1 protein-coding gene is annotated in these 1,390 nt (G+C 44.4%); it reads right to left on the minus strand.

The features are described 5' to 3' along the window. Positions 1-58 precede the first annotated feature (58 nt). A complete protein-coding gene (gene aroF / locus G3T18_RS24510) occupies positions 59-910 on the minus strand; it encodes a 3-deoxy-7-phosphoheptulonate synthase (protein WP_224413218.1) in 852 nt (283 codons plus the stop codon). Positions 911-1,390 lie beyond the last annotated feature (480 nt).

The following is a 1,390-nucleotide window of genomic DNA, read 5'->3' on the forward strand; positions in this document are numbered from 1 at the left end:
AAGCCTTAGTGTGAGGGTGAAACCGCAGATCGATTCTCAGTCGATCTGCGGCGCAAATTCAAGCTACTGCTAGTTCTCTTGTGGGAAGGGCAACTGTGCGACCGACGGCGGCGGCAATTGGTTGTAAACTATGTACTAAGCGGATCATCGCTTCGAGGGAAAGTGCCTGACGTGCATCGGAAACTGATTTTTCTGGTTCTGGGTGACATTCTATAATTAAACCATCTGCGCCACAGGCGATCGCGGCTTTGGCTAAAGGTGCAATTAATTCTCGCTTGCCTGCGGCGTGGGAAGGATCGACAATTACAGGTAAGTGAGTAATTTGTTTGAGTGCGGCGACTGCACCTAAATCGAGTACGTTACGAGTATAGTTGTCGAAGCTGCGAATACCGCGTTCGCACAAAACCACTTGCGAGTTACCGTGACTTAAAATATATTCGGCTGCGTTCACGAATTCTTCAATCGTCGCGGCTAAACCACGTTTAAGGAGTATGGGTTTATCAGTTTCTCCTAAAGCTTTGAGTAAGTCGAAGTTTTGCATATTGCGACTACCTACTTGTAGCATATCTGCACTCGCGGCGATACTTTCGATTTGCGCGATCGCCATTACTTCGGTGACAACAGGAAGATTATAACGCTGTTTAATAGTAGCGAAAATTTCTAATCCCGCTTCTCCTAAACCCTGAAAAGAATAAGGGGAGGTACGTGGTTTGTAGACTCCTCCCCTTATTGCTTGTACTGGCGCTGCTTGTAGTTTACTCGCTACCGTCTCCATTTGCTCAAGACTTTCCACGGTACAAGGTCCGCCAATAATCGTGATTTCTTGACCACCGAAAGTCACTGTTTCGGACAACTGAACTAAGCTATTGTGTTCGGGAAGAGATTTGCTGACAAGTTTGAGATTATTCATTGGGCTAACTCCTTAAAACAATTGTTGACAAGCAAAAAACCCGGACTCTGGGGTGAGTTCCGGGTTAGGTAATTTTGTGACATGACTAACTACCCGGAACTGCTTCCGTACCAAAAAAAGTAAAAGTAAAAGTAGTTGTGGGGATAGTAAGTCACGTTGGTTTGGTTAGTATTGGGACAAAATAAAAAACCGCAGCTTTTGGCTTGCGGTTCACAGAGGGCTTTCCAGGCTAAACTGGATTCACTCTCGGTGAACCTTGCTAAACCAAAAATAAAAGTAAGAGTAGTTGCGGCTGGACATTGATGTACCTAAAATATTGCGATTTTTTTGTGTTTCACTTAAGCTAACACCAAGTTTGCAACTAAGTCAACTACACTGAGAAATTATTTTTCCGGTGACAGCGAAAGTCATTAGCACGATTGACTTAGGCGATCTGGCGCTGATATTCTTCGAGTAAATCCATTAACTGTACTTGAGAGT

Origin of the sequence: Oscillatoria salina IIICB1, assembly GCF_020144665.1 — a bacterium.
GTDB lineage: Bacteria > Cyanobacteriota > Cyanobacteriia > Cyanobacteriales > SIO1D9 > IIICB1.